Genomic DNA, 18365 nt, shown 5'->3' on the forward strand with positions numbered 1-18365 from the left:
CCTTCCCCCCTACCCCACGGCCTCGCGGCTTGACTTTCAGCCACAGGCAAGGTGTATCGGCCCGAACCTCGAATGACCCCCGGAGCCGCCAGATGCACCCCTACCGCAGCCATACCTGCGCCGAACTGAACAAATCCAACGTCGGCGAGACCGTCCGCCTGTCGGGCTGGGTCCATCGCGTGCGCGATCATGGCGGGGTGCTCTTCATCGACCTGCGCGATACCTTTGGCATCACCCAGGTGCTCTGCGACAGCGACAGCCCGGTCTTCGCCGAGGTCGAGAAACTGCGCTCGGAATGGTGCATCCGCATCGACGGCACGGTGAAGGCCCGCGACGAGAGCCTGGTGAACCCCAAGCTGCCCACCGGCGAGATCGAGGTCTATATCCGCGACATGGAGGTGCTGGGCGCCGCCGACGAGCTGCCGCTGATCGTTTTCGGCGATCAGGAATACCCCGAGGAAACCCGGCTGCGGTATCGCTATCTCGACCTGCGCCGCGAGGTCATGCAGCGCAACATGAAGCTGCGGTCCGACGTGGTGGCCGCCATGCGCCGCCGCATGTGGGACGCCGATTTCCGCGAATACCAAACCCCGATCATCACCGCCTCCTCGCCCGAGGGCGCGCGCGATTTCCTGGTGCCGTCGCGTCTGCATCCCGGCAAGTTCTATGCGCTGCCGCAGGCGCCGCAGCAGTTCAAACAGCTGATCATGGTGTCGGGCTTCGACAAGTATTTCCAGATCGCACCCTGTTTCCGCGACGAAGACCCGCGCGCCGACCGCTCGCCCACCGATTTCTATCAGCTCGACATGGAGATGAGCTTTGTCGAGCAGCAGGACGTCTTTGACACCATCCAGCCGGTGCTGACAGGCATTTTCGAAGACTTCGGCGGCGGCCGCAAGGTCGACCAGGACTGGCCGCAGATCTCTTACAAGGACGCGGCGCTGTGGTATGGCACCGACAAGCCCGACCTGCGCAACCCGATCAAGATGCAGGTGGTTTCCGAGCATTTCAAAGGCTCGGGCTTTGCCATCTTTGCCAAGCTGCTGGAGCAGGACGGCACCGAGATCCGCGCCATCCCCGCGCCGGGGGGCGGCTCGCGCAAGTTCTGCGATCGGATGAACAAGTTCGCCCAGGAACAGGGCCTGCCCGGCATGGGCTATATCTTCTGGCGCGATCAGGGCGAGGGCATGGAAGCCGCCGGCCCGCTGGCCAAGAACATCGGGCCCGAGCGCACCGAGGCGATCCGCCAGCAACTGGGGCTTGAGGTCGGCGATGCCGCCTTCTTCCTAGGTGGCAAGCCCAAGGCCTTCGAGGCGGTTGCCGGCCGTGCCCGCACCGTCATCGGCGACGAGCTGGGCCTGACCGACAAGGACCGCTTCGCCTTTGCGTGGATCGTCGACTTCCCGATCTACGAACGCGACGAGGAAACCGGCAAGATCGACTTCGAGCACAACCCGTTTTCCATGCCGCAAGGCGGGATGGCGGCGCTCGAGGGCGATCCGCTCGAGGTCAAGGGCTATCAATACGACCTGGCCTGCAACGGCTATGAGCTGGTGTCGGGCGCGATCCGGAACCACAAGCCCGAGATCATGTTCAAGGCCTTCGAGATCGCCGGCTATGGTGCCGACGAGGTCAAGAAACGCTTTGGCGGGCTGGTCAACGCCTTTCAATACGGCGCGCCGCCGCACGGCGGCTGTGCCGCCGGCATCGACCGTATCGTCATGCTGCTGGCCGAGCAGGAAAACATCCGCGAGGTCATCATGTTCCCGATGAACCAGCGCGCCGAAGACCTGATGATGCAGGCGCCGTCAGAGCCGATGTCGGATCAGCTGATGGAGCTGGGCCTCCGGGTCATTCCGCAGGACTGAGCACAGGGTTCGAGAGGGGGCGCCGGGCTTTGGCCCGGCCCCGCCGTCAGCCAATTCCCTTCTTGCGCAATTCCTCTTGCGCCGCCTCGGTCTTGTCCAGATCGAGGCCCATGCCGCGCAGCACCTCTGGGGTCTTCGAGAACTGCAAATCGCGGTATTCGACCACCTGGATACGGTTGCCCCATGGGTCGCGGAAATCCATGAAATCGCTGTCCATGATCTGCGCGCCGGCCTTGGCGGCCAGCGCCATCACCCGGCTGCGGTCATCGACGACAAGGCCGAAATGGCGGTGGGCGTCGGCGGGCTGGCTCTTGCCCTCGACCAATCCGATGAACTGATCGCCGAGGTCGAGAAAGACAAAACCGTCGCCCGCCCCGCGCACGTCAAATTCGAAGATGTTGTGCCAGAAGGCCATGGCATGTTCGATATCGCCCACTTCCAGAACGATGTGATTGACCCCCACGAGGCGCGGCTTGTCGGACATGGCTCAATCCTCGAGCGAATCTTCGCGTTTCTTGCCAATGATCTCCAGCTCCTGCGCCTTGCGGTCGCGGAACCGTTTGCCATAGCCCTCGATCTCTTCTTCGGGGATCACCTCTCTGGCGCGGGAAAAGACCTCGTCTTCCTCTTCGTCGATGTGGTGTTCGTAGTCGTGGCGCAGCGTCTTGAACTTCTGCAACCAGGCCCCCTGGCTCATGTCCATCTCGCGCAGCTCTTCGAGCAGGTCGTCGATCTGCTGGTGTTCGTGCACCGAATGGCGGGCGCTGTCCTGGCCCCAGGTCTTGGCGATCAGCTTGGAGTAGAAGGTCTCCTCTTCGGCGGCGCCATGCGCCTTGACGTCGCGATAAAATTCCTGCCAGGCCGACTTGCGCGCCTCCGACGCGCCTTCGGTGTTCTCGATCGTGTCGAGCAGGCTGCGGTGGCGGTCATGATCGGATTTGAGGCTGGAATAGATGTCGCTCATGCTGGCTCTCCCGTCTGGTCGCTGGTCCAACGCAACAGGGGCGCCCGGGGTTCCCCGCGGCGCCATCTTCCGGCTTCCCTTTTCCGACCCAGTGCCTATCCTTGCCGAAATCCGTGCAAGGGCCTGAGATATGAACGATTTTCCCCCGCTGGGCGAGGCCGTGCCAGACTGGACCCCGCCCCCGCTCCCGCAGGGCGCGCCGCTCGAAGGCCGTTTCACGCGGCTTGAACCGCTGGCGGCCGAGCAACACGCCGCGCTGCTCTTTCGCGCCTTCGAAGGCCATGACGACCGCTGGGCCTACATGCCTTATGGCCCGTTCCATTCCTCGGCTCAGTTTCACCGCTGGGTGCGCGAGACGGTGGCCCGGCCAGATCACCTGTTCTACGCCGTCAAGGATCTGGCAACCGGCACCTTCGGCGGCGTCGCCAGTTTCCTGCGGATCGCGCCCGAGGCCGGCTCGATCGAAGTGGGCAATATCCACTTTGCCCCCAGCCTCGCCGGCAGCCGCGCCGCCACCGAGGCGATGTATCTGATGATGAAATGGGCCTTCGAGGCCGGCTATCGCCGCTATGAATGGAAGTGCAACGCGCTCAACCGCCCGTCGCGGCGGGCGGCACAGCGGCTCGGCTTCAGCTACGAGGGCGTGTTCCGCCAGGCGATGGTGGTCAAGGGGCGCAACCGCGATACAGCCTGGTTTGCCTGTATCGACAAGGAATGGCCGGCCCTGCAAGAGGCCTTTGCCGCCTGGCTCTCGCCCAAGAACTTCGCCCGCGACGGCACCCAGATCGAACGCCTGAGCGATCTCACCCGGCTGGTTCGCACCGGCAGCGACCCGACGCTCTAGATCCGAGCGCCGGGCCGCCTCCCCGGCGTAAACTACATGGCGGCGCGCTGGGTCAGCCGGTCCTGCACCAGCCCGGCGATATGCGCCGCCTGCGAACCTGTGGGCTGGCCTTTTCGGCGCAGCGCGATCAGCCGGTCGGCGGCATCGCGCAGCGCCTGGTCATGGGCGATCCGCGCCACGCCACTGAGGAATTGCCCGACGTAATCAATTGACCGTTCGTCGGTGGCGTCACAGAGGATTCCGGCGATATGCGCCATGTCGTCCTGATAGGCGATCCGGTCCGGGATCACCTCGACCTCGTTGAGCGGGCGCGGGCCGAGCGGCTGACGCTCCGGCGGCAGGAGCGACAGGATGTGCTCCTGGAACCGGACCAGAGAGGTGATCGGCTTGCGCAGAAAACCGTCGGCGCCGGCGGCGACCGCCAGTTCCTCGGAAAAATCATCGCCGCTGGTGCCGAGGATAACGGGAATGCGCGGGCTGGCCGCAGCCAGTTCGCGGATCAGATCGGCGCCCGAACCGTCGGGCAGGCCGAGATCGACAACCACCACCGATGGCCGATAGACCCGCAGGTGCCGCCGCGCCGACCGCAGGCAATCGGCGCGGCGAATACGGGCGCCGGAGCGCAAGCACAACAGGCGCATCGCCTCGCAGGCAAATCGGCTGTCCTCGACCACAAGAATGGTCAGCCCGAGCAGCGGCCGATCCGCCGATGGCGCCGGTGCCGGTGTCGGTTCAAGGTCTTCCAGATCGTCCATCGCAAGCCCTCCACGCTTTCACTGCCACTGTCGCCAAGTTAAGTTACCAACTGCTTAATGCGCGCTCCTGTCCAATTGCGCCGCCTGCCCTGCCGCGCGATAAAGCCGGCGAAACCGGACACCAGGAGCCCCACATGATCGGACGTCTCAACCACGTTGCCATTGCCGTTCCCGACCTCGAAGCCGCAGCAGCGCAATATCGCGACGCCCTTGGCGCCACAGTCGGCGCGCCGCAGGACGAGCCCGATCACGGCGTCACGGTGATCTTTATCGAGCTGCCCAACACCAAGATCGAATTGCTCTATCCGCTGGGCGCGGATTCGCCCATCCAGGGCTTTCTCGACAAGAACCCGGCTGGCGGCATCCACCATGTCTGTTACGAGGTCGACGATATTCTGGCCGCCCGCGATCACCTGAAATCCACCGGCGCCCGGGTGCTGGGCTCGGGCGAGCCCAAGATCGGCGCCCATGGCAAACCGGTGCTGTTCCTGCACCCCAAGGATTTCAACGGCTGCCTGGTCGAGCTGGAACAGGTCTAGGCGCGCCGCGCCGCAAACGTAGCTAGGACAAGAACATGGGCATAACCTCTGCCATCGTGCTTTTCGCGGTCATCTGGTTCCTCACCTTTCTGGTGGTGATTCCCTTCCGCATCCAGACCCAGGGCGACCTTGGCGACGTGGTCGAAGGCACCCACGCCGGCGCGCCGCAGGTGCACAACCTGGCGCGCAAGGCCAAGCTCACCACGGCGATCTCGGCGGCGATCTGGCTGCTTCTTTTCGTGATCATCCAGTTCGAAGTGATCACCGTGCGCGACATCGACGGCTGGATGTATCAGCGGATGACGCCCTCCGAGGCGGGCTGAGGCGCCGGCAGGCAACCGGTTCCGGCACAGACGTCAGGAGCCGGCAGATTGGCGAAACCGGGGTAGGAGCGGAAGTGGCGCCCGTTCCCCTCGAACGGCCGCCACGCCCCCGGGGCACGCACGGTGTGGCGCTCCCGGAGCAACCCTATGGCGGCGCGGCGCGATCCTGTCACGCGGCGCACAGCCTGTCCGTCGACCACGTGCAAGCGATCACGGCCGACATCGGGTCGCCAGACTGGCCACCGGTCTGGCGCCAGCATTCCTGTGCTTTCTCAATGGCTCGGCTCTCTTCATAGCATGTAGAGCGTGCCCTGTCAGCGGATTCCGCGCAGGCCTTCGGCCGTCGCGCCGGGCACCGGGCCCGACAGCGCCGGTCAACCCTTTGACAAATCGTCGAACATCCGGGCGTTGCGACAATAGCCGGGGCTCGCGGCCACCGGGGCTGCCTGCCGGTCGAGCCATCTGGCGCAGTCGTCCGGCCGGGGGCAATTGGTACAGCTCAGCACCGCATCGGCCACCGCTTCGCTGCTGATCCGTCCGCGCAAGACCTGCTCTTCCATATCGAGCCCCCGCGCTTCGGCCATCCGATCCATCAAGATCGCATGGCGCTTGATCTTCTGTGGTGACTGCATGGCGTTCCCCTTTGCTGTGCAACGACGGCCCCAGCCTAGCAGGACGGGTCGCCTCGGCCTTTGATCTGGGTCAAAACCCGGCGTCACGCGAATTTGTGCCGATCGATCTCGCCGGCTGGAACAGTCGGGCCGCTGCGGCGTTGGGCCAGCGAGTTGAGAAGAGGTATCAAGATGACCAGATCGACATTGATGAAAAGCACGGCCATTGTGCTGTCTCTCGCGCTGGCCGTTCCCACGGTCGCCCCGGCACAAAGCGGCGACGTGTCAGCCTTTGCAGCCGGCGAAATGCCCTCGGCCGAGCAGATCGACGAGATGGGCCGCGACATTCTCGAACAGCTTGGCGTGCTGATCGGCCTTGACCGCGATGCCGCGCGGGCGATGGAGCTCGAAGAGCTTCGCGTCGCGATCAAGACGGAGCTTGGCCTGCCGGTCGACGAGGCCGCAGAAAGCGAAGAACCGCCGGCCGAGACGGCGGAAGTCACGGCCGAGGGCGCCGCCGAAGTGACCGCCGAGGCCGCCGAGGAGACCGCCGCAGAGGTCGAGGGCGCGGCCGAAGCAGCTGTCGAAGAAGCCCAGGACGTCGTCGAGGAGGCGGCGGACGCGGCAGAAACGGCCAGCGAAGAGGCCGGCGAGCAGACCGAAGAGCTCCGCGAGGCGCTGGAAGACGCGCAGGCAGAGGAAGCGCCGGAGGTCGAACAACAGATCGAAACCGAAGCGGAGGCCGAGGCCGAAGCGCAGGTCGAAACCGAAACCCAGGTCGAAAGTGAGGCCGAAGCCGAAGCGGAAGCGGAGACCGAGGCGCAAGCTGAGACCGAGACGCAGGCAGAGACCTCCCTCGGTGGCCTGGCCGGTATCAACGACATCGACGCCATGAGCCGCGATCAGCTTCTCGCGCTGGCCTCCGACCTGTCGCTCGACCTCGGAGCCACGGAAAATATGTCCGAGGCCGAACTGCGCACCGCGGTGAAGGCCGCTCTGGGCATGGAGGTGGAGGTGGTCGAGCCCGCCCCGGAAGAAACCGAGCCGGACACGACCGTTGCCGACAGCACACCGATGGCGGCCGAGGATGATGCCGCCACCGCCGAAGGCGAGGTCGTGGTGGAGACCGTGACCGAGGCCGACGTCCGCTCGAGCAGCGAGGAATTCGGCAGCGACGTCATCGTCGAACAGCAAGCCGAGCAGCGCGGCACCCGTGAAGACGACGATGACGATGATGATCGCGGCTTCAGCAATGCCGAAACCGCCGCCGCCCTGGGGCTTGGCGTGCTGGCGCTGAGCCAGATTCTCGGCGACGCCGACGAGGTTGTGTCCAACTCGGGCGACCGGGTGGTGGTGCGGCGCGGCAACGATCTTCAGGTCATCCGCGATGATGACGTGCTGCTGCGCCAGCCCGGCTCGGAGGTCGAGACCCGCAACTTTGCCGACGGCTCGTCGCGTGTGGTCGTCACCCGCCCCGACGGCAGCCAGGTGATCACCGTGCGGGCCGCCGATGGCACCGTGGTGCGCCGGGTGCAGGTGCGTGCCGACGGCCGCCGCATCGTGCTTTTCGACGACACCGAGGAAGCGGCAGAACCAGTCGATGTGACCACCCTGCCAGAGCCGCGCCGACAACAGCCCGTTACCGTCACCTCTGGCGATCGGGCCGCATTGGAAGCCGCGCTGAACGCGCAGCTGGCCGCCGATGTCGACCGCCGCTTTTCGCTCAATCAGGTCCGCTCGATCCGTGAGGTCCGCCACCTGATGCCCGAGGTCACGCTTGATGCGGTCAACTTCCAAACCGGCTCTGCGGTGATCCAGCCGGGCGAAGCCGAGGAACTGGCCGATCTGGGCAGCCAGCTTGCCGATTTCCTTGCCGCCAATCCCGACGAGCTGTTTATCGTCGAAGGCCACACCGACACCGTGGGCGACGCCGCCTATAACCTCGCTCTGTCGGACCGCCGGGCGGAATCGGTGGCGCTGGCGCTGGTGGAATATTTCGACGTGCCGCCGGAGAACCTGATCATCCAGGGCTATGGCGAAAGCGATCTACTGGTGCCGCGTGAAGGCCCCGAGCGCGCCAACCGCCGCGCCACCGTGCGTCGGATCACGCCACTGCTGCACCGCAACGCGCGGCTCGACTGAGCGCTGCGTCAGGACTGAAAAGTACCCCCGCGACCGGACGGTCGCGGGGGTTTTTCATTTCAGCCGGCGCGCCACCCGCCGCACCGTCTCGATCCGCGCGGAATTGGGCGGATGGGTGCCGAGAAACCGGTTTCCGGGATCGGGAATGCGGGCAAAGAATTCGGCGCCGCGCACCGGATCAAAGCCCGCGCGATGGGCGATGACCGTGCCGATGGCATCCGCCTCGAGCTCGAAATCCTTGGTAAAGCTGCGCCGTCCAAGCGCCGCACCCAGCTCCAGCCCGGCCTCTATGGCACCGCTGTCACCCCCCGAGATGGTCGCCGCCGCCCGCCCGAAAAGCTCCGAGCCCAGCGTCGCATTGCGCTGCGCCCGCTCGATATGGCCGCCGATGTGATGCGCCGCCTCATGGCCCATGACAAAGGCCAGCTCGTCGGCATTGTCGACATTCAGGATCAGCGCGAGGTTGAAGGCGATGATCGGCCGGCCCTGCCGGTCGAGCGTGTGAAAGGCGTTGGGGGCCTGGCCGGGCCGATCGTCGACGACGATCTGGAAATCGCAGGGCCCGCGCAACCGCACCTTGCGGCATTCGGCCTCGGCCACGGGTTCGACCTGTTCCACCACGGCCACGAACTGCCGCGCCGCCGCATCGGCACGGCGCTGAATCTGGGTTTCGGTCAGTGGCCCCGCCGTATCCTGAGGCAGCCGCGGCGCAGGCGCGACCGCGGCACAGGCCGAAAGGAAGAGCGTCAGGAACAGGAGAGAGATACGAGTCATGTCAGATCGAAAATAGGCCGCGCAACAGCCGGGTGCCAGATGTGAAAAGCCGCAAGGCGGGGAATTGCTTATCCCGGCCCCCGGCGCCGGTTGCAAATGCCCCGCCAGCCTCTAATCTGGTGGCATGTTTACGATCGAGCACGAATTCGACGCCACCGTCGTCACCCTTGTGGATGAAGGCGACGCCCCGCTTCAGGAGGACGTCGTTGTCAACGGTTTTGCCGAATGCATCACCGTCGAGCAATATGACCCGCGCGAGGACAGGATGCACAGGATCACCCTGTCGATCGCCCAGATGCGCGATCTGGCCACCGCCATCGACCTGCCCGAAGGCGTCTATCGCCGCGCCGCGCAACAGGGCTGAGGCATCAGCCCGGCCTCCGGTAAAGCATTTGCACACTGGGCCCGTCCAGACAGCTCGGAACATTCATCTGGGGCCATTCCCCGACCGGGACGCCGCCTGCCCTTGAAAACCCCGGCCCGACGGGTGACATAAGCGGCGACACGTCAGGAGAGCCGCATGCCCCAACCCAATCAAGCTGCACTGGATTTTCTGCTGAGCCGCCGCTCGCGCCCGGCCAAGACGCTTCAGGCCCCGGCGCCGGACCGCGCCGCGCTGGACCCGATCCTGACCGCCGGCCTGCGCAGCCCCGATCACGGCAAGCTCGAACCCTGGCGGCTGATCGTGCTCGACCGGGCCGCACTCGACCGTCTGGCGGGCCTTGCCGAAACCCGCGGCGCGGCGCTCGGGCTCGACCCCGACCAGGTGGAAAAGACCCGCGCCACCTATGCCGACAGCCCGCTGGCGGTGGTGGTGGTGGCCGCACCCGTGGCCTCTGAAAAGGTGCCCGAGATCGAACAGCTCTATTCCGCCGGGGCGGTCTGCCTATCGCTGCTCAATGCGGCGCTGGCGGCCGGTTGGGGTGCGAACTGGCTCTCCGGCTGGGCCAGCCATGACCGCGGCTTTGTCGAACAGGGCCTTGCGCTCGCACCGCAGGAAAGCGTTGCCGGCATCATCCACATCGGCACCGAACGCGCCGCACCGCCGGACCGCCCGCGCCCCGATCAGGGGGCCAAGGTCACCTGGATGGACCAATGATCCTGTCCGCCTTTCTCAAATCGCTCAGCCAGCTCAGCGATTCCCGGTTCCGCAAGGTGCTCTGGATGGGCATCGGGCTGACCGTGGCGCTGCTCTTCGGGGCCTATGCCGGGCTGCTCTGGCTGATCGAATGGCTCACCGGCGAAAGCATGACCCTGCCGCTTGTGGGCGAGGTCACCTGGGTCGGCGATCTGCTGAGCATCGGCTCGCTGGTCTTCATGATCGTGCTTTCGGCCTTCCTGATGATTCCGGTGGCCTCGGCAATCACCTCGATGTTCCTCGACGAGGTGGCGCAGGCGGTCGAAGACCGGCATTATCCCAGCCTGCCGCCGGCCACCCCGGTGCCCTTTGCCGATGCGGCGCGCGATACGGTCAGCTTTCTTGGCATCCTGATCGGTGCCAACCTTGTGGCCTTCGTGCTCTATGTGTTCTTTCCGCCGGCCACGCCCTTCATCTTCTGGGGAATGAACGGCTTTCTGCTCGGGCGGGAGTATTTCACCCTTGCCGCGATGCGCCGGATCGGCCGCGAGGGTGCCCGGGAGATGCGCCGCAAACATGGCACGACGATCTGGATCGCCGGCATCCTGATGGCCATGCCGCTCAGCGTGCCGCTGCTGAACCTGCTGGTGCCGATCCTCGGCGCCGCCACCTTCACCCATATCTATCACGCGCTGTCGCGCCGCTGAGCGCGGCGGCCGGCCGACGGGGCCGGCCTGCTGGGGTGCGGCGCCGGTCAGCCTTCGGCCAGTTCGCCGAAATGCGCCCCCGGCGCACCCGGCGCCATGCGGATCAGCCGCGAGGTCTCGACCGCCGCCTGCCGGTGGCGCACCGCACGCCGGTAGTCCGGGTCGCGGATCATCGCGACAAAGGCATCGACCGAGGGGTATTCGGCGATGAAGGCAATGTCCCAGCGCTCTTCCGAGGGGCCGATCAGCATCAGCTCGGGCTGTCCGACCCAGACCTGCCGCCCGCCCAACCGCTGAAAGATCGGGCCGCTTTCGCGGGCGTAGGCGCGATAGGCTTCGGCACCGCTGGCCTCGGTGCCGTCGTCATAGCGGGCGCGGGCGTGCAGGCGCACGAGGTTGAGCATATGCACCGGCCCCTCGCGCTGCATCTCGCGGAACGCTGCAAAGCTCTCGCGCGTCGGATCGACGTGATCTGTCATCGGGTCTCCTGCCGGCTGTTTCAGGCAGAGTGGTCAATCGCCGTCCCGGCGGCAAGCCCCTGGCGTCGCACCTCTTCGCGCAGCGCCGCCATCAGCGCGGTCAGCGTCTTCTCATAGCGGTCATTGATCAGCCGGCCCTCGGCATCGAACTGTTCGCGCCCCTGTGCCACCAGAACCTCCGGCCCCTGAAGCAACCTGGGCCGAAAGGCCACCAGGCTGGCGCGCAGCATCATCTGGGTGCGCTCGCCCCCGGCGCGGCCCGATGCGGCGGACATGATCGCCACCGGCTTGCCCTGCCAGGGAAAGACATCGGTGCGGCTGATCCAGTCGAGCGCATTTTTCAGCACACCGGAGACCCCCTTGTTGTATTCCGGCCCCGAGATCACCAGCGCATCGGCCGCGGCGATCTGATCGGCCAGGCGTCGCGCCGGTGCCGGAATGCCCTCTTCCGCCTCGAGATCGCCGTCATACAGCGGCAGGCGCAGGTCGGCCTCGGCGGTCTCGGCCGCGCCGAAGAGCCGCAGCGCCTCGCGCATCAGCTTGGTGTTGGACGATTCCGCGCGCAGGGAGCCGGAGATGCCCAGAAGGGTTACTGCCATGTGCTGCCTCTCTTTCTGTCTGCCCCAAGGAGATACCTCGATGTCGGCGCAAGGCAAGGCGCCGGTCCGGCCCCGGGGGCGCATGAAAAACCCCGGCCCGCATCAACTGCGGACCGGGGCCGGACATGGGATCGGGTCGAAGAACCCGGCCGAAGCGATCAGGCGTTCGGAAGGATCACGATTTCGACGCGGCGGTTCTGGGCCTTGCCCTGCGCCGTCAGGTTGTCCGCCACCGGCTGGTCTTCGCCACGGCCGATGGTCTGAAGCCGGCTGCCCGAGACGCCCGCGGCGACCAGCACATTGGCGACCGATTGCGCCCGGCGCTGCGACAGGCCGAGGTTATAGGCGGCGTCGCCGTCGCTGTCGGTGTGGCCGACGATCTGGACGGTCGAATTCGGATAGGCCTGGAGGTTGCCGGCCAGCGCCCGCAGGTCGCGTTGCAGATCGGGACGTACGGTGGCGTCATTCACAGCAAAGAGGATGTCGTTCGGCAGGGTCACGATCAGCCGGTCACCGGTGTTGGTGATGGTGCCGTTGCTCATGCTCTGGCGCAGGTCTTCTTCCTGTTGGTCCAGACGATTGCCGATGACCGCGCCGGCGCCGGCACCGACAATCGCGCCGCCGATGATCCGGTTGCGTTTCTCGACCTCGTTGCCGCCGGCAATCGCGCCGGCCGCCGCCCCGGCCAGGCCGCCGAGGATCGCGCCCTGACGGGCTTTCTGGTTCTGGTTGGGGCCCTGGGTGGTGCAGGCCGCAAGCGAAAGCGCGGCGGCCGAAGCCAGCAGGATGGGTTTGCTCAGAAAAGTCATGATAGTCGTTCGCCTCATTGATTGCGCTGTCGCACGCCGCGCGTGCTTTACACTGGTCGCGATCCTGTCGCCGCTCACAATTACGTGCAAGGGGGAATCGGCGAAAGCTTGCCACCTCTCGGCGTTGACGCGGTGTCGCGAGGGCGGGGCGGTGCCGCCCCCGACCCGACCGAGGATATCTGTGAACCGAAGAAGGACCGGCGTCAGGCTTCGGCGCGGGCCGATTCATATGCCAGCAGCGCGCGTTTCACCGGCAGGCCCCAGTGATATCCGCCAAGCGCGCCTGATTTGCGCAGGGCGCGATGACAGGGGATCAGCCAGGAGACCGGGTTGCGGCCCACCGCCGTGCCCACCGCGCGCACCGCCTTGGGCCTGCCGATGCTCGTCGCGATTTCGGAATAGGTGGTGACATGGCCCGAAGGGATCGCGAGCAGCGCCTCCCAGACCTTGATCTGGAACGGCGCGCCGATCAGGTAGAGCGGGGTCTCGCCCGGCACCTCGCCAAAGGCGGCGCCGACCCAGGCGGCGAGGCGCTCCGGCGCCTCCTGGTAGCGGGCCTCGGGCCAGCGGCGGCGCAGATCCTCCATACAGGCCGCCTCGCCCATCTCGGCGGCAAAGCCCAGCCCGCAAAGCCCGCGGTCGGTGCCCATCACGAGCGCCCGGCCAAAGGGGCTGTCGAACCAGCCCCAATATATGCTCAGCCCGGCGCCGCCATGGGCATAATCGCCGGGGCTCATCGCCTCCCAGCGCAGGAACAGATCGTGCAACCGGCCGCCCCCCGAAAGCCCGGCACCATCGGCCGCCGCCAGCGTGGTGAAGCGCTCGCGCAGCAGCGCCTTGGCATGACCCAGCGCCAGATACTGCTGATAGCGCTTGGGCGAGACACCGACCCATTTCGAGAACAGCCGCTGGAAATGCGCCGGGCTCATGTTCATTTCGCCGGCCAGTGCCTCCAGCGTCAACGGCGTCTGGCTGGCGTCGATCAGATCGATGGCGCGGCGCATGACCTGATAGTGATATCCGTTTTCCTGCATGGTCATCGGGCAACTCCTTTGCCTCAATCTAGGGTGCAGGCCGAACTGTCGCGACCCGAATGTTGCGCTTGCGTCGGGGCTGGGCCATAGAACGGGCATGGCCAAGCAGCTCGATTATCACACGATCCGCGAGATCTTTAGCCGGTTTCACGCCGCCGAGCCCGAACCGAAGGGCGAGCTCGACCATGTGAACGCCTATACGCTGGTGGTCGCCGTGGCGCTTTCGGCGCAGGCGACCGATGCCGGGGTGAACCGGGCGACCAAGGAGCTGTTTCGCATCGCCGACACGCCGGAGAAGATGCTGGCCTTGGGCGAAGCGGGGCTGACCGCGCACATCAAGACCATCGGGCTCTATCGCAACAAGGCCAAGAACGTCATCAAGCTGTCGAAAATCCTCGTCGAGGATTATGGCGGCGAGGTGCCCAATTCCCGAGCCGCGCTGATCTCGCTGCCCGGGGTCGGGCGCAAGACCGCAAATGTGGTGCTCAACATGTGGTGGCGCTACCCGGCGCAGGCGGTGGACACCCATATCTTTCGCCTCGGCAACCGGTCGGGCATCTGCCCGGGAAAGGATGTCGAAGCCGTCGAACGCGCCATCGAGGATCACATCCCGGTGGATTTCCAGCAGCACGCCCATCACTGGATGATCCTGCACGGCCGCTACGTCTGCAAGGCGCGCAAACCGATGTGCGCCACCTGCATCATCCGAGATCTCTGTATGTACGAGGACAAGAACCTATGAAGACCTATCAGGTTGTCGGCATCGGCAACGCCGTCGTCGATGTGATCACCCAAGCCGACGACAGCTTTCTCGAACACATGGGGATCGGCAAGGGCATCATGCAGCTGATCGAGCGCGAGCGCGCCGAGGTGCTCTATGGTGCCATGGGCGAACGCAAGCAGGCGGCTGGCGGGTCGGTGGCCAATACCATCGCCGGGGCCGGCAATCTGGGCATGCGGACAGCCTTTGTCGGCCGGGTGCATGACGATGCGCTGGGCCGCTTCTATGCCGAGGCGATGGAGAAGGTGGGCACCGCCTTTGTCAATCCGCCGGTGCCGGGCGGCGAACTGCCGACCTCGCGCTCGATGATCTTTGTCTCGCCCGATGGCGAGCGGTCGATGAACACCTATCTCGGGATTTCCGCCGAACTCGGGCCGGAGGATGTCGACGAGGCGGTGGCGGCTGCGGCCGAGATCGTCTTTCTCGAGGGCTATCTGTTCGACAAGGACAAGGGCAAGGACGCCTTCACCCGCATGGCCCGCGCCTGTAGCGCCGCCGGCGGCAAGGCCGGGATCGCGATCTCGGATCCGTTCTGCGTCGAGCGCCATCGGGCGGATTTCCTGCAATTGATCGAGAACGAGCTGGATTACGTGATCGGCAACGAGGCCGAGATCCGCTCGCTGTATGAAACCGACGACACCGAAGAGGCGCTGGCCAAGGTCTCGGCGATCTGTTCGCTGGTCTGCTGCACCCGATCCGGCGACGGGGTGACGATCGTGGCCGACGGCCAGCGTACCGATGTCGGCGTGCAGCGGATCGTGCCGGTGGATGCGACCGGGGCGGGCGACGGCTTTGCCGCCGGCTTCCTTTTCGGTCTGGCGCAGGGCCGTGACATGCAGACCTGTGGCCGCATGGGTTGTGCCGTGGCCGGCGAGGTGATCCGCCACGTCGGCCCGCGGGCCGAGACCGAATTGTTGCAGGTTCTGGAGGCTGCGGGCCTGGCCTGAGACCGCGGCCCCGAACCTCGCGGTTTTGCGCGTTGAGGCCGGCCAAGAGGCCCCGGCGCGGGGGCCGGGGCACGGTTTTCGGGGTGGCCGGTTTCTGAGCAACGGGTGACAAACCGGCGCCCGGTGCCCTGGCCTATTCACCCAGCTTGGCGTGTACCTCGTCGAGGTCGATCTCGGCCACCGGCATCTTGTTCGACGGATCGGCGGGATCGTATTTGAAGACGTCGAAATCGCGCTTGTACATCTCGTAGACCAGGTGCATCGACAGGTCGTCAAAGTAATCCTCGACCGGATGCGCGCGTTTCGGCCCGTGGCCCTCGCTCTCGTTGAAGCGCGGGATCTCCGCGAGCTTGACCTCGTGGCGGGTGTCGATCTTGCCCAGCACCTCGGACATGCCCTCGTTGAACTTCTCGGTCCAGATGATCTTGTCGTAGCGCCCGCCGTTGCAGATAAAGGTCGAAACGTGGCCGGAGGTCGCCGACCAGTGGATGTCCGGGTCCATCGGCTTGCGCCAGCGAATGGTGTCGCGGGCGAACAGCAGGAAGCGACGGAAGCTGGCGATCTGGTCGAACTCGCCCTTGCCGTCGTCGCCGCCGACCTCGATGCCGTATTTCTGCACCAGCATCGGCACCAGGTTGCCGCGGTAGCGGTTGCCGTTGCGCTGGATGCCGCAGATCTTGTCGAAAAAGGACGACAGGATGCGGGTATAGGGGTTGCGCACACAGGTGAAGGCATAGGCCTGATGCGTCTTGACGTTGGCGTTGATCAGGTTCTGGCTGTCCTCGCGGGACCATTTGTGCAGCCCCGTGGTGGCGTCATGAATGTCGCCATCGTAAAATTCGCCGTGGTCGGAATAATAGAGGATCTGTCCGATGGTCGAGCAGGCGCATTTCGGCACCACGCGATAGACCACGCTTTCACTCTCCGTCATCCATGTGCCGGGAAAGCCCATGGGCTGCTGCCTCCAGTCTGCTCTTGTCGTTGCAAAGCTTATACGCTCGTTTGTTTTTGTTAATAAACCCTGTTTATTCAACACGTCATCGGCTTTAACTGAGGGCCAGGGCGGGACGCGCGGAATATGACCTAGATCACAATGTCGAAAATAGCCTTCATATTGCTCTGCCACAAGGATCCAGAGGCCGTTATCAAGCAGGCCCAGCGGCTTACGGCAAAAGACGACTACATGTCGATCCATTTCGACGCGCGGGCGCCGCGGGCCGCCTATGACCGGATCCGCAGCGCTCTGGCCGACAATGCGCATGTCACCTTTGCCAAGCGCAGGATCAAATGCGGCTGGGGGGCCTGGTCGCTGGTCGAGGCGACGCTTCTGGCCACCGAGGCGGCAGTCGCCGCCTTTCCCAAGGCGACGCATTTCTACATGCTCTCGGGCGATTGCATGGCGATCAAATCGGCCGAATACACGCATGAGTTCCTCGACGAGAACGACGCCGATTTCATCGAGAGCTTCGATTTCTTCGAGTCGGACTGGATCAAGACCGGTATCCAGGCCGAGCGGCTGATCTATCGCCACTATTTCAACGAGCGCGAGAACAAGCGGCTGTTCTACGCCGCGATGAACCTGCAAAAACGGCTCGGGCTGGAGCGCGAAATCCCGTCGGATTTGCAGATCATGATCGGCAGCCAATGGTGGTGCCTGCGCCGCCGCACCATCGAATGGATCCTGGCCTTCACCCGCGAACGTCGCGACGTGATGCGGTTCTTTCGCACCACCTGGATCCCCGACGAGACATTTTTTCAGACCTTGGTGCGCCATCTGGTGCCGGAAGAGGAAATTCGCAACCGCACGCTCACCTTCCTGATGTTCTCGGACTACGGGATGCCGGTGAATTTCTACAACGATCACTACGATCTCCTGATGAGCCAGGATTACCTCTTCGCCCGCAAGATCAGCCCCGAAGCGCAAGAGCTCAAACGCCGGCTGGGGGTGCTCTATTCCTCGGACGGGGCCGAGTTCCAGATTTCCAACGAGGGCCGCAGCCTTTACACCTTTCTCACCGGGCGGGGCCGCGAAGGCCGGCGCTTCGCCCCGCGCTTCTGGGAGAACGAGGGGTCGCTGGGCCGCGACCGCGAGATGCTGATCGTGGTCTGCAAGAAATGGCACGTCGCCAAGCGGCTGGTCTGGCGCATCCAGCAACTTACCAATGTTCCGGCGGTCGAATATCTGTTCAACGAAGACAATTGCGCCCTGCCCGATCTCGGGGGCATCCAGGCCTCGATGGACAAACGCCACCGCCACCGCAGGGCGCTGATGCGGATGCTGTTCGACTATTACGACACCGACCGGCTGCTGATCTGCCTCGACCCGGCGAACATCGACCTGTTGCAGGATTTCTACGGCGACCGCTCGGTGACCCGGCTGCTCGAGGTGCAATGCCACTTTACCGACGCCTATCTCGTCGGCCACGCCAAACGCGTGGGTCTGGCCGGGGACCACACCAAGCCCGACGCGCTGCGCCGTCTGCTGCCCACCATCCGCAACGACGTGCTGTTCGAGAGCGAGACGATCCGCGATGCCGGGTTCGCCAATCACAGCCAAATCCGCGAATGGGAAACCGCCGAGCAGAATGCCCGCGCCCTCGCAGATTTCCTGCAAGTCCCGCCAGAGACCGCGCTGGACGTCGCCCACACCGATCACCTGTTTGCCGATTGAGGAACCGCCATGTCTTATGCCTATGACGACCAGAACATCTTCGCCAAGATCCTGCGCGGCGAGATCCCCAACACCACGGTGATCGAGACCGAGCATTCGCTGGCCTTTCACGACATCACGCCGCAGGCGCCGACCCATGTGCTGGTGATCCCCAAGGGAGCCTATGTGAGCTTTGACCATTTCGCCAGCGAGGCCGGCGAAGCGGAAATCATCGATTATGTCCGCACCATCGGCCAGGTCGCCCAAATGTGCGGCGTCGACCTGGGCGAAGGCGGCGGCTTTCGCCTGATCTCGAACGCCGGCCGCGACGGTGTGCAGGAGGTTCCGCACCTGCATGTCCATGTTCTCGGCGGCCGCGGGCTGGGCCGCATGCTGCAACCGGCGTGATCGCGCCCCGGCGCCGTGCCTTGATTGGCCGGGAGGCCCCGGATCGGGTCCGG

At 65.2% G+C, this 18365-nt stretch carries 22 protein-coding genes; 12 read left to right on the forward strand and 10 right to left on the reverse strand.

Features of this window, described 5'->3' with window-relative positions:
* The first annotated feature begins 92 nt into the window (after positions 1-92).
* The gene (gene aspS / locus BMW90_RS07940) at positions 93-1868 is read left to right on the forward strand and encodes an aspartate--tRNA ligase (protein WP_074835969.1); all 1776 of its coding nucleotides are present in this window, start codon (positions 93-95) and stop codon (positions 1866-1868) included.
* A gap of 46 nt (positions 1869-1914) precedes the next feature.
* Here the strand turns inward: aspS and BMW90_RS07945 are convergent, their stop codons facing one another.
* Entirely contained in the window at positions 1915-2352 is a 438-nt protein-coding gene (locus BMW90_RS07945) for a VOC family protein (protein WP_074835971.1), read from the reverse strand.
* Between the two features lie 3 nt (positions 2353-2355).
* Positions 2356-2832 carry a hemerythrin domain-containing protein gene (locus BMW90_RS07950; RefSeq protein WP_074835972.1) on the reverse strand — a complete coding sequence of 159 codons (477 nt, stop codon included), beginning with the start codon at positions 2830-2832 and terminating at the stop codon, positions 2356-2358.
* A gap of 130 nt (positions 2833-2962) precedes the next feature.
* Between BMW90_RS07950 and BMW90_RS07955 the strand changes: the two genes are divergently transcribed.
* On the forward strand, positions 2963-3676 hold the full coding sequence (locus tag BMW90_RS07955; RefSeq protein WP_074835974.1) for a GNAT family N-acetyltransferase: 714 nt from the start codon (positions 2963-2965) through the stop codon (positions 3674-3676).
* Between the two features lie 32 nt (positions 3677-3708).
* On the opposite strand, the gene BMW90_RS07960 is transcribed toward BMW90_RS07955, so the two are convergent.
* A complete protein-coding gene (locus BMW90_RS07960) occupies positions 3709-4431 on the reverse strand; it encodes a response regulator (RefSeq protein WP_074835975.1) in 723 nt (240 codons plus the stop codon).
* A 134-nt stretch (positions 4432-4565) separates the two neighbouring features.
* Between BMW90_RS07960 and mce the strand changes: the two genes are divergently transcribed.
* The gene (gene mce / locus BMW90_RS07965; RefSeq protein WP_074835977.1) at positions 4566-4970 is read left to right on the forward strand and encodes a methylmalonyl-CoA epimerase; all 405 of its coding nucleotides are present in this window, start codon (positions 4566-4568) and stop codon (positions 4968-4970) included.
* Positions 4971-5005: 35 nt separating this feature from the next.
* On the forward strand, positions 5006-5293 hold the full coding sequence (locus tag BMW90_RS07970; protein ID WP_048533256.1) for a DUF1467 family protein: 288 nt from the start codon (positions 5006-5008) through the stop codon (positions 5291-5293).
* A gap of 374 nt (positions 5294-5667) precedes the next feature.
* On the opposite strand, the gene BMW90_RS07975 is transcribed toward BMW90_RS07970, so the two are convergent.
* Positions 5668-5925 carry a DUF6455 family protein gene (locus BMW90_RS07975; protein WP_074835978.1) on the reverse strand — a complete coding sequence of 86 codons (258 nt, stop codon included), beginning with the start codon at positions 5923-5925 and terminating at the stop codon, positions 5668-5670.
* 171 nt (positions 5926-6096) lie between these two features.
* Here BMW90_RS07975 and BMW90_RS26665 point away from each other — a divergent pair, with 171 nt between their 5' ends.
* Positions 6097-8046, forward strand: a complete 1950-nt coding sequence (locus BMW90_RS26665; RefSeq protein ID WP_170850522.1) for an OmpA family protein — start codon at positions 6097-6099, stop codon at positions 8044-8046.
* Between the two features lie 54 nt (positions 8047-8100).
* On the opposite strand, the gene BMW90_RS07985 is transcribed toward BMW90_RS26665, so the two are convergent.
* Positions 8101-8820 carry a M48 family metallopeptidase gene (locus BMW90_RS07985; protein ID WP_074835980.1) on the reverse strand — a complete coding sequence of 240 codons (720 nt, stop codon included), beginning with the start codon at positions 8818-8820 and terminating at the stop codon, positions 8101-8103.
* Between the two features lie 124 nt (positions 8821-8944).
* Between BMW90_RS07985 and BMW90_RS07990 the strand changes: the two genes are divergently transcribed.
* The 3 genes from BMW90_RS07990 (at position 8945) to BMW90_RS08000 (ending at position 10605) form a co-directional block, all read left to right on the forward strand.
* Entirely contained in the window at positions 8945-9184 is a 240-nt protein-coding gene (locus tag BMW90_RS07990; RefSeq protein ID WP_048533260.1) for a hypothetical protein, read from the forward strand.
* Positions 9185-9340: 156 nt separating this feature from the next.
* Positions 9341-9919 (forward strand): nitroreductase family protein, encoded by a 579-nt coding sequence (locus BMW90_RS07995; protein WP_074835982.1) that lies wholly within the window; start codon positions 9341-9343, stop codon positions 9917-9919.
* Entirely contained in the window at positions 9916-10605 is a 690-nt protein-coding gene (locus BMW90_RS08000; RefSeq protein WP_048533262.1) for an EI24 domain-containing protein, read from the forward strand. Before BMW90_RS07995 ends, BMW90_RS08000 begins: the two co-directional genes overlap by 4 nt.
* 47 nt (positions 10606-10652) lie before the next feature.
* On the opposite strand, the gene BMW90_RS08005 is transcribed toward BMW90_RS08000, so the two are convergent.
* The 4 genes from BMW90_RS08005 to BMW90_RS08020 all read right to left on the reverse strand — a co-directional run bounded on the left by BMW90_RS08005 (position 10653) and on the right by BMW90_RS08020 (position 13532).
* Positions 10653-11084 (reverse strand): DUF1330 domain-containing protein, encoded by a 432-nt coding sequence (locus tag BMW90_RS08005; RefSeq protein WP_048533263.1) that lies wholly within the window; start codon positions 11082-11084, stop codon positions 10653-10655.
* 20 nt (positions 11085-11104) lie between these two features.
* On the reverse strand, positions 11105-11683 hold the full coding sequence (locus BMW90_RS08010) for an NADPH-dependent FMN reductase (RefSeq protein ID WP_074835983.1): 579 nt from the start codon (positions 11681-11683) through the stop codon (positions 11105-11107).
* 158 nt (positions 11684-11841) lie between these two features.
* On the reverse strand, positions 11842-12492 hold the full coding sequence (locus BMW90_RS08015) for a YiaD family glycine zipper/OmpA-like lipoprotein (protein WP_074835985.1): 651 nt from the start codon (positions 12490-12492) through the stop codon (positions 11842-11844).
* A 203-nt stretch (positions 12493-12695) separates the two neighbouring features.
* Positions 12696-13532, reverse strand: a complete 837-nt coding sequence (locus BMW90_RS08020) for a methylated-DNA--[protein]-cysteine S-methyltransferase (RefSeq protein WP_048533266.1) — start codon at positions 13530-13532, stop codon at positions 12696-12698.
* Positions 13533-13623: 91 nt separating this feature from the next.
* On the opposite strand from BMW90_RS08020, the gene nth reads away from it, so the two are divergent.
* Positions 13624-14268: an endonuclease III gene (gene nth, locus BMW90_RS08025; protein ID WP_074835986.1), complete on the forward strand. Its 645-nt coding sequence runs from the start codon at positions 13624-13626 to the stop codon at positions 14266-14268.
* Positions 14265-15254 (forward strand): adenosine kinase, encoded by a 990-nt coding sequence (locus BMW90_RS08030; protein WP_048533268.1) that lies wholly within the window; start codon positions 14265-14267, stop codon positions 15252-15254. The genes nth and BMW90_RS08030 overlap by 4 nt, the downstream gene beginning before the upstream one ends.
* Before the next feature lie 133 nt (positions 15255-15387).
* Here BMW90_RS08030 and BMW90_RS08035 read toward each other — a convergent pair whose 3' ends face one another.
* Complete coding sequence (locus BMW90_RS08035; protein ID WP_074835988.1) at positions 15388-16206, reverse strand: sulfotransferase family protein; 819 nt, start codon at positions 16204-16206, stop codon at positions 15388-15390.
* A 141-nt stretch (positions 16207-16347) separates the two neighbouring features.
* Between BMW90_RS08035 and BMW90_RS08040 the strand changes: the two genes are divergently transcribed.
* Positions 16348-17925, forward strand: a complete 1578-nt coding sequence (locus BMW90_RS08040; RefSeq protein ID WP_074835989.1) for a DUF5928 domain-containing protein — start codon at positions 16348-16350, stop codon at positions 17923-17925.
* Between the two features lie 9 nt (positions 17926-17934).
* A complete protein-coding gene (locus tag BMW90_RS08045; RefSeq protein WP_048533271.1) occupies positions 17935-18312 on the forward strand; it encodes an HIT domain-containing protein in 378 nt (125 codons plus the stop codon).
* Positions 18313-18365: the final 53 nt, after the last annotated feature.

The sequence above is a fragment of the Marinovum algicola genome (assembly GCF_900109145.1).
In the GTDB taxonomy this organism is placed as follows: domain Bacteria; phylum Pseudomonadota; class Alphaproteobacteria; order Rhodobacterales; family Rhodobacteraceae; genus Marinovum; species Marinovum algicola.